Genomic DNA, 9,261 nt, shown 5'->3' with positions numbered 1-9,261 from the left:
CTCGCGTCGAACCTTCTCCCCCAGTAGCAAGGCAGTCCAGTGGAGCCACTCGGCCAAGACGAGATCCGCAAGTCGTTCGTCAACTGTTCGCGCGGTGAGGCGAAGGGATTGACGTTCCCGGCGGATTTCGACGAGACGCGCTGGGCGGATCTCGACTACTTCGGCTGGCGCGACCCGCGAGCCGTCAACCGTGCGTATCTCGTGGTCTGGCACCAGGGCGAACCGGTCGGCCTCGCGCTGCGTGCGGCCACCCAGCCGACGAGCCGGTCGAAGAGCGCGATGTGCGGTTTCTGCCAGACCGTGCAGGTCCAGTCGGACATCACGCTGTTCTCCGCGCCGCGGGCCGGCAAGTCCGGGCGCGAAGGCAACACGCTGGGCACGTACGCGTGCTCCAACCTGGCCTGCTCGCGCTATCTCCGCCGCGAGCTCAAGTCCGAGGCGATCCAGCCCCAGGAGTCCGGCTCACTGGAGTACCACGTCTCCCGGCTCGAAACCCGGCTCCACAAGTTCGTCGATCAGGTCTTCGAACAGCGCTAGACCTCCGCAGTGGACGTGTAGTCGCGGACGTAGGTTTTCGCGTCCACGAGGTGTTTCCGGGTCGCTTCGCGGGCGGCGGCGGGGTCGGAGCGGCGGATCGCGTCGAGGATCTCGCGGTGCTCGTTCACGGCTTTGCGGATCTGGCCCGGCAGGCGCAGCGCGGCGCGGCGTTCCTCGCCAACGAGGGAGAGCACGGACCGCAGCAGGTCGGCGACGTCGTCGTTGCCCGCGTTCCCGGCGATCACGCGGTGGAACTCGGCGTCGGTGGCGATGACCCGCAGCATGTCGCCGTCGGCGGCGGCCTGCTCCATCTCGGCGACGTTGTTCTCCAGCTTGCTCACCACCCGCGGGGTGTGCTGGTACGCGAGCCGCTCGGCCAACGTCGGTTCGACGGCCGTGCGCAGGTCGAACAGCTTTTCCACCAGCTGTTCGTGCTCGGAGAACCACGTCCGGAGCGGCTGTTCGCCGGCTTCGTCGTCGTCGCGGACGTACGTGCCGGAGCCGGCTCGGATGTGCACGTAACCGATCGAGTCAAGCACGCGCAGAGCCTGCCGGAGCGAGCCCCGGCTGATCCCGAGCTGGTCGCACAGCGTCCGCTCGGCGGGCAACCGCGAGCCGGCCGGGAGCTGGCCGGAATCGATCAGAGTGCGCAGGTGGTCGACCGTGGCGCTCCAAACCTGCTCGGAGCGCACCTCATGGACGCTCTGGTGCTCATCTCGGCCCGACACGGCCTGCATCTTGCCAGGTTTCCGCGGTCAGGGGTACCAGATTGGTTCTACCACTGGACCGGAGGCTCTGTTAGCGTCCGGGCCCATGCCTGACGTCATCGCCGACAACCCGATCGCCCGCAGCGCACTCGGGAAGGCGACTCGAAGGCTCGTGCCGCTGATGGCCGTCTGCTACTTCTTCGCCTATCTCGACCGCACCAACCTCGGTGTCGCCGCGCTGACGATGAACAAGGAGCTGGGGCTCTCCGCGACGGCGTACGGGTTCGGCGCGGGACTGCTGTTCCTCGGCTACATCCTGCTCGACGCGCCCAGCAACCTGGTCATGCACCGCGTCGGCGCCAGCCGGTGGATGGCGCGGATCATGGTCGTCTGGGGGATCGTCGCGGCGGCCTGTTCGGCCATCCAAGGCGAAACCAGCTTCTTCATCCTGCGATTCCTGCTCGGTGTCGCCGAAGCGGGCTTTTTCCCCGGCATGATTCTTTACCTCACGTACTGGTTTCCGGCCGCGCGCCGAGGCACGGTCACCGGGCTGTTCATGGTCGCGATCCCGTTGTCGACCGCGCTCGGCGCACCGCTCGGCGGGCTGCTGCTCAAGCTCGACGGCGTGGGCGGCCTGAGCGGCTGGCGGTGGCTGTTCATCGCCGAGGGGCTGCCGTCGGTGGTGCTCGGTTTCCTGCTGCTGTGGTTCCTGCCGGACAAGCCGGCGAAGGCGAAGTGGCTCACCGGCGACGAGCGCGAGTGGATCGACACCACGCTCGCCGCGGAAAACGCCGCGACGGCGGCACGCAATCCCCTGACGGTCCGCAAAGCCATCGTCCACCCGCGGGTGATCGGGCTTGGCCTGGTGTACTTCGCGCTGGCGTTCGGCTTGTACGGCTTGGGTTTCTGGATGCCGACGATCCTCAAGGCCAGCCTGGCGATCAAGGACAACTTCACCGTCACCCTGCTCACCGCGGCGCCGTACGTGATCGGTGCGGTCGCGATGATCTGGTGGGGCAGGCGGTGCGACCATGCCGGCCGCTCGGTGCGCTACACGGTCGGCCCGATGGCGATCGGCGGGGCGGCGCTGACGATCTCGGCGTTCCTGACCTCGATGCCCTGGCTCGGCTACACCGGATTGTGCGCTTGCGCGATCGGGCTGATGGCGGCCTTCCCGTGTTTCTGGACGCTGCTTCCCGCTTTCCTTTCCGGTGCGGCGGTCGCCGGCGGGATCGGGATGGTGAACTCGATCGGCAACCTGTCCGGGTTCCTCGGCCCGTACTGGGTCGGCTGGATGACGTCGCTGTTCGGGTCGAGCAAGTGGGGGCTGGTCACGATCGGCGTGGTGATGGTCGCCGGTGCGGTGCTGAGCGGGCTGCTCGGCCGGGATCGCGCTGGTCACATCCACGTCGCGGCGGACGCCGGGGGTGCTTAGGCTCGGTGGATGAGCTGGTGGCACGCGCTGATCATGGTGGTCGCGGGAATCTGGGCGGGCACCATCAACGCGGTCGTCGGTTCGGGCACGCTGGTGACGTTCCCGGTGCTGGTGGCGCTCGGCTACTCACCGTTGACGGCCACGACGTCGAACGCGATCGGGCTGGCGCCGGGCACGATCAGCGGCGCGATCGGGTACCGCCACGAACTGACCGGGTTCTGGCCGCAGGTCGTCCGCTATGGCGTCGCGTCGTTCCTGGGCGCGATCTGCGGGACGATCCTGCTGCTTTCGTTGCCCAAGAACGCTTTCGAAACGATCGTGCCGGTGCTCGTCGGCCTTGCCGTGGTGCTCGTGATCGTGCAGCCCAGCGTGTCGAACTGGGTCGCGAAACGACGTGAGTCCGAGACGAAAGCCCATCTGGGCGGACCGCTGTTCCTGTTTTTCGTGTTCCTGATCGGCGTCTACGGCGGTTATTTCACCGCGGCGCAGGGCGTGATGCTGATGGCCGTGATGGGCATGATGCTGTCCGAACCCATGCAGCGGCTCAACGGCGTCAAGAACGCGCTCGCCGCCGTGGTGAACGTCGTCGCCGGCACCATCTACGCGTTCGTGGCACCGATCAGCTGGCCGGTGGTGCTGTGGCTGGCCATCGGTTCGACGCTCGGCGGCCAGTTCGGCGCGAAGATCGGCCGCCGGCTTTCGCCCGTCGTGCTTCGCGGCGTGATCGTCGTCGTCGGCGTGGCCGCCGTCGTCCAGTTGGTGCTCAAGTGACCTACCGCGCGAAGCTCCGGGCGGCGGTCAGGAAGACGTCGTTCTCCTCGGGGTGGCCGATCGTGACGCGGACGCCGTCACCGGCGAACGGGCGCACGACGACCTTGTGGTCCAGCGCGTGCTCCGAGAACGCCGTGGCCTTGTCGCCCAGCGGCAGCCAGACGAAGTTCGCGTTCGTCTCCGGGACTTCGTAGCCGGCCTCGACGAGAGCGTCGTACACACGCGTGCGCTCGGCGACGATCTCCTTGCACCGTGCCATAAGTTCGTCACGGGCGTCGAGTGACGCGATGGCCGCGGCCTGCGCGAGCGCGTTGACGCTGAACGCCACACACACCTTGCGGAGCGCGACAGCCACTGCTTCCGGCGCAACCGCGTAGCCCACGCGGAGCCCGGCGAGTCCGTACGCCTTCGAGAAAGTGCGCAGCACGGCCACATTCGGGCGCGTCCGCGCGTACTCCAGCCCGTCGGTGACATCGGGATCGGTGACGAACTCCCAGTACGCCTCATCGAGGACGACGAGCACGCCTTCCGGCACGGCGTCGAGGAATCGTTCGAGCGCGGCGCGCCGGATGACCGTCCCGGTCGGGTTGTTCGGCGTGCAGACGAAGATCAGCCGGGTCTTGGGGGTGATCGCGGCCAGCATCGCGTCCAAGTCGAGCTCGTGTCCCGCGGTCAGCGGCACGCGCACGCCCGTCGCGTTCGCCACCTGCGTCACGATCGGGTAAGCCTCGAACGACCGCCAGGCGAAGATGACCTCGTCCCCGGGCGCGCACAGTGACTGCACGAGTTGCTGGCACAGCGAAACCGAGCCGCAACCGACGGCGACCTGGGTGGGCGAAACGTCGAACTCGCGCGCGATGCGCTCGACGACGGCCTGTGCGCCGGTGTCCGGATAGCGGTTGACCGAGGACGCCGCTTCCGTGATGGCCTTGACCACCGAAGGCAGCGGTCCACCGGGGACCTCGTTGCTCGCGAGCTTGATGGCGCCGGGAATGGTGCGGCCCGGCACGTAAGCCGGCAGCGAAACGAGATCGGCGCGTGTCGGGACAGCGGACACACCGGACATGTGGGTGACTCCTCAGTGCTCGAAGGGTGCTCGAAGGGCTCGAAGCGGGTCGCCGAGAGATTGCTCTCACCGTATACGCCCGCGTCCAGGCCTTCTCCTGATTACCCGGCGGTGGTTGAGTAGCTGCATGACGCTGACCCGAACCGATGACTACACGCGCGCGGACGGCCGCTCACTGCGCCTCACCTTCGCCGAACCGGACGGGTCGATCCGGGGTGGCCTGGTGGTTCTCCACGAGGGCGAAGGCGTGACGGACGGGGTTCGCCTGCTGGTCGCGGGGTTGGCGGGGGAGGGTTGGCTGACGGTCGCGCCGCATATCGAAGGCGTCGGCGAGGATCATGGGCTCACGCAGCAGGATGTGTTGGACGCCACAGACAGCACGCTCGCCTGGCTGGTCGAACACGGCGTGCAGGCGGACCTGCTCGGCGTGGTCGGGTTCGACCTCGGCGGCAGTGCGGCGCTCGTGGTCGCGTCGCACCGCAAGCTCGGTGCCGCGGTCAGCGTCGGCGGCCAGGGCGTGAGCGAGCTGCCCGCGCTCGTCGAAATCGCGGGCAAGCTGACCAGCCCGTGGCTCGGGATCTACGGCGACGCAGGGGACGAATCCGGTGCGCTCGACGTCGAGCGCCTCCGTGACGCGGCCGCGTCTGCCGGGGTTGTCACGAACGTCGTGCGGTACCCCGGGGCGAACCACCGCTTCGACGCCGATCCCGGCGCGGCGGCCGAAGCGTGGCAGCGGACGCTGAACTGGTTCGACGCGCACCTGCGTTAACCCCTCAGTGTCGGACCTGGCGGATAAGATCAGCGTGTGACGCACCCTGCCGATGCTCCGGAAGTGCTCTGGCGGCCTGAGCCGAGCCGGGTGGCCGATACGAAGATCGAGGCGTTCCGCCAGTGGTTGCGCACTGAGCGTGATGTCGAAGTCGGTGACTACGGCGAGTTATGGGCGTTCTCCGTCGGCCGCGCCGCCGAGTTCTGGGACGCGGTGGCCGAATTCCTCGGTGTCCGCTGGTACGAACGGCCGCGCGAGGTGCTCTCCGGCGTCATGCCGTCGGCGACCTGGTTCGACGGCGGCACGCTGAACTACGCCGAGCACGCGCTCACCGGCGGGGTCGCGGGCGCGGCGAAGGCCGATGACGAGCTGGCGGTGATCTTCCACCGCGAGGACGGCCGATCCGGGCAGCTGACGTACGGCGCGTTGCGGTCGCAGGTGGCAGCCGCGCGGGCAGGTCTTCGCGCGCTCGGGGTGTCGAAGGGGGACAGGGTCGTCGCGCTGGCGCCGAACTGCCCGCAGACGCTGGTGGCGTTCCTGGCCGCGGCGAGCCTGGGCGCGGTGTGGTCCTCGTGCTCCCCGGACTTCGGCGTGCGCGCGGTGTCGGACCGGTTCGGACAGATCGAGCCGAAGGTGCTCATCGCCGTCAACGGCAGCGTCTACAATGGACGTTCATTCGACACCCGATCGACCGTGGCGCAACTGATCGAGCAGATCCCGTCACTCGAAGCGACCGTGCTCATCGACTACGCGGGCGGCAGCACCCTGGCCGGAACCCTCGACTGGGACACGCTTCTCGCGGAAAACGCGGGCGCGGAGCCGGCCTTCGAACCGGTGGAGTTCGCGCACCCGTTGTGGATCCTGTATTCCTCCGGCACGACAGGGCTGCCGAAGGGCATCGTGCACGGCCACGGCGGCATCGTCGTCGAGCATCTCAAAGCCCTCGCGCTGCAGAACGACCTCGGGGCGGGCGACCGGTTCTTCTGGTTCACCACCACCGGCTGGATGATGTGGAACCTGCTGATCTCCGGGCTGCTCGTCGGGTCGACGATCGTCCTCTACGACGGAAACCCCGGCTATCCCGACCTGAGCGTGCTGTGGCGGCTGGCCGAGCAGCACCGCGTCACCTACTTCGGCACGTCCGCGCCGTACATCCAGAGCTGCCTCAAGGCGAAGATCCGGCCGTCGGCCGACCACGACCTGACGGGGTTGCGCACGCTCGGGTCCACCGGCGCTCCGCTGAGCGCCGAGGGCTTCCGGTGGATCGTCGACGAGGTCGGCAGGGGGGTGCAGATCTGCTCGGTGTCCGGTGGGACGGACCTGTGCGCGGCACTCGTCGGGGCGGCGCCGGACCTGCCGGTGTGGCTCGGGGAGCTGTCGTGCCGCACGCTCGGCGCCGCTGTCGCGGCGTTCGACGAGGCCGGCAACGCCGTGGTCGAGCAGGTCGGGGAGCTGGTCGTCACCGCGCCGATGCCGTCCATGCCGGTCTTCTTCTGGAACGACCCGGACGGTTCGCGGCTGCGTGAGGCGTACTTCGAGATGTACCCGGGCGTCTGGCGGCACGGGGACTGGATCCGGTTCACGTCGCGGGGTTCGAGCGTCATCTACGGCCGCAGTGACTCGACGCTCAACCGCGGCGGCGTGCGGATGGGCACGGCCGAGTTCTACCGGGTCGTCGAAGGTTTCGACCTGGTTGCGGATTCGCTGGTCATCGACACTTCGGCGGCGGGCAACGCCGATGGGCGGTTATTGTGCTTCCTGGTACTCGCTCTGGGGGCAGAGCTCGCGGATATCGAACCGGCGTTGCGCAAGGAGCTGCGTTCGGCCCTTTCGCCGCGTCATGTACCCGATCGATTCGTCGTGGTGAGTGAGGTTCCTCGCACTTTGAACGGTAAGAAGTGCGAGGTGCCGGTGAAGAAGATCCTGTCCGGGGTGGCTCCGGAACGCGCGGTGAGCAGGGAGGCCTTGGCCAACCCCGACGCACTGGCGCCGTTCGTGGAGCTGGCCGGACAGCTGCGGGGAACTGGTTGAGGGGGGAAGCATGGGGCGAGCGATCTTGTTGGTTTTGACGTGACAAGTGCTGGCGTACACACCAAGTGGGAGGTCGCCGGCGCGACGTCGGTGACGATGGTCACCTGGGTGACCAGGCTGGCCGGCTTGATGGCGATCGTTTCGGCGCTGATTCCGGCCGGGCGCCGGAACCTGCGCGGCCAGATGTCGGCGTGGCTCGGGCTGCCGCAGGAGGCGACCGTCGCCGCGACGGCGGTGGTGCTGGTCACCGGCGTGCTGCTGGTGCTGCTCGCCTCCGGGCTGCGGAGGCGGAAGAAGCGCGCGTGGCAGCTGGCGGTCGGGGCGACCGTGCTGCTCGCGGTGTCGCACCTCGGGGTGCAGCACGGCCGCAGCGCCGGGGTGGTGTCGGTGGTGCTGCTGGTGGCGCTGATCGCGACCCGGCACCGGTTCGTCGCGCTGCCCGACCCGGTCACCGGCCGCTGGCGGGCCATAGGCGTGTTCGTCCAGCTTTTGGTAGCCGGGTTCGGGATCAACTTCATCCTGCTGTCGGTGTCGTCGGCCAAGGTGCTGACCCCGATGTCGGTGCCCGACCGGGTGTCGGAGTCTTCGCTGGCGCTGGTCGGGGTCAGCGGGCCTGCCGAGTTCCACGGCATGTGGCTGGAGGACCTGACCGCGACCATCGGGCTCCTGTTCAGCATCGGGGCGACCCTGCTCGCGGCGTACTTCCTGCTGCGCTCCGCCGAGCCGCACCCGGAGTTGTCCAAAGTGGAGCTGGACAGGCTGCGCGTCCTGATCGACGAGCACGGCCAGCGGGACTCGCTCGGTTATTTCGCGCTGCGCAAGGACAAGTTCGCGGTGTTCTCGAAGTCCGGCAAAGCCGCGCTGACCTACCGGGTGATCGCCGGGGTCGCGCTGTGCTCGGCGGACCCGCTGGGCGACGACGAGGCGTGGCCGGGTGCGATCGAGGAGTACCTCGAGGTCTGCCGGCGGCACGGCTGGATCCCCGCGGTGATGGGCTGCTCCGAGCTGGGCGCGACGGTGTGGGCCCGGTTCGGCCTCGAAGTGCTGGAGATCGGCGACGAGGCGATCGTCGACGTCGACGGGTTCACCCTCGACGGGCGGATCATGCGCGGCGTCCGGCAGGCCGTCTCCCGGACCAAGCGGGCCGGCTACAAGGTCCTCGTGCGCAAGGCCGAGGAGCTCACCCGCGCCGAGCTCGCCGAACTGGTGCAGCTGGCCGCGAACTGGCGCGGCACCGACACCGAGCGCGGGTTCTCGATGGCGCTGGGCCGCATGGGCGACCCGGGGTCCGTGCTGGTCACCGCCGAGCAGGACGGGCGGGTGCGCGGGGTGCTGCAGTTCGTCCCGTGGGGCCCGGACGGGCTGTCCATGGACGTCATGCGCCGGGACCGCGCGGCCGACAACGGCATCAACGAGCTGATGATCTCCGAGCTGCTGATCGCCTGCCGCGACCAGGAGATCCAGCACGTCTCGCTCAACTTCGCCGCTTTCCGTGCGCTGATGGAACAAGGCCACCGCATCGGCGCCGGCCCGGTCGCCAGGACGGCGGCGAAAATCCTGCGCCTCGCGTCCCGCTGGATCCAGATCGAGAGCCTGTACCGCTTCAACGCCAAGTTCCAGCCCCGCTGGGTCCCCCGGTACCTGGTCTACCCGGGCATCCGCGAACTCCCGCGCGTCGGCTTCGCCACGTTCGAAGCCGAAGGCCTCGGCGGACGCTCTCCGTGGCTGCTCAGGATGCTGCGGCGATGAGGGTGGGGGTGCTTTGCGGGGCCTGACGCGCTTTGTGTACGCTTGCTCGGCAGTGGTCGTTACTCCGGGGAGGCTTCGCCTAGTCTGGTCTATGGCGCCGCACTGCTAATGCGGTTGGGGGTAACCCCCCCTCCCGGGTTCAAATCCCGGAGCCTCCGCTGGTGCTCGTTCAGGCGAGTGCTAGGTTAGAACAACT

General features: G+C 68.6%; 8 protein-coding genes and 1 tRNA gene. 7 read left to right on the top strand and 2 right to left on the bottom strand.

From position 1 onward, the window contains the following. Positions 1-39: 39 nt before the first annotated feature. Positions 40-537, top strand: coding sequence for an FBP domain-containing protein (locus JWQ81_RS30845; RefSeq protein WP_297547166.1), 498 nt, complete (start codon positions 40-42; stop codon positions 535-537). Here JWQ81_RS30845 and JWQ81_RS30840 read toward each other — a convergent pair. Next, a complete protein-coding gene (locus JWQ81_RS30840) occupies positions 534-1,229 on the bottom strand; it encodes a FadR/GntR family transcriptional regulator (RefSeq protein ID WP_297547637.1) in 696 nt (231 codons plus the stop codon). The genes JWQ81_RS30845 and JWQ81_RS30840 overlap by 4 nt on opposite strands. A 121-nt stretch (positions 1,230-1,350) precedes the next feature. Here JWQ81_RS30840 and JWQ81_RS30835 point away from each other — a divergent pair, with 121 nt between their 5' ends. Then, on the top strand, positions 1,351-2,679 hold the full coding sequence (locus JWQ81_RS30835) for an MFS transporter (RefSeq protein WP_297547165.1): 1,329 nt from the start codon (positions 1,351-1,353) through the stop codon (positions 2,677-2,679). Positions 2,680-2,688: 9 nt separating this feature from the next. Beyond that, positions 2,689-3,450, top strand: a complete 762-nt coding sequence (locus JWQ81_RS30830) for a sulfite exporter TauE/SafE family protein (RefSeq protein WP_297547163.1) — start codon at positions 2,689-2,691, stop codon at positions 3,448-3,450. Between the two features lies 1 nt (position 3,451). On the opposite strand, the gene hisC is transcribed toward JWQ81_RS30830, so the two are convergent. After that, on the bottom strand, positions 3,452-4,507 hold the full coding sequence (gene hisC, locus JWQ81_RS30825; protein WP_297547636.1) for a histidinol-phosphate transaminase: 1,056 nt from the start codon (positions 4,505-4,507) through the stop codon (positions 3,452-3,454). A 136-nt stretch (positions 4,508-4,643) separates the two neighbouring features. Here hisC and JWQ81_RS30820 point away from each other — a divergent pair, with 136 nt between their 5' ends. The 4 genes from JWQ81_RS30820 to JWQ81_RS30805 all read left to right on the top strand — a co-directional run bounded on the left by JWQ81_RS30820 (position 4,644) and on the right by JWQ81_RS30805 (position 9,223). Then, positions 4,644-5,285, top strand: a complete 642-nt coding sequence (locus JWQ81_RS30820; RefSeq protein WP_297547162.1) for a dienelactone hydrolase family protein — start codon at positions 4,644-4,646, stop codon at positions 5,283-5,285. A 36-nt stretch (positions 5,286-5,321) separates the two neighbouring features. Then, the gene (locus JWQ81_RS30815) at positions 5,322-7,316 is read left to right on the top strand and encodes an acetoacetate--CoA ligase (protein ID WP_297547160.1); all 1,995 of its coding nucleotides are present in this window, start codon (positions 5,322-5,324) and stop codon (positions 7,314-7,316) included. A gap of 96 nt (positions 7,317-7,412) precedes the next feature. Continuing rightward, entirely contained in the window at positions 7,413-9,065 is a 1,653-nt protein-coding gene (locus tag JWQ81_RS30810; RefSeq protein WP_297547635.1) for a phosphatidylglycerol lysyltransferase domain-containing protein, read from the top strand. 68 nt (positions 9,066-9,133) lie between these two features. Then, positions 9,134-9,223 (top strand) — tRNA-Ser (locus tag JWQ81_RS30805). The last annotated feature ends 38 nt before the right edge of the window (positions 9,224-9,261 follow it).

The sequence above is a fragment of the Amycolatopsis sp. genome (assembly GCF_025464955.1).
Lineage (GTDB): Bacteria > Actinomycetota > Actinomycetes > Mycobacteriales > Pseudonocardiaceae > Amycolatopsis.
Note: the sequence above shows the minus strand (reverse complement) of the source record. Positions and strands in the feature narration are given on the sequence as shown.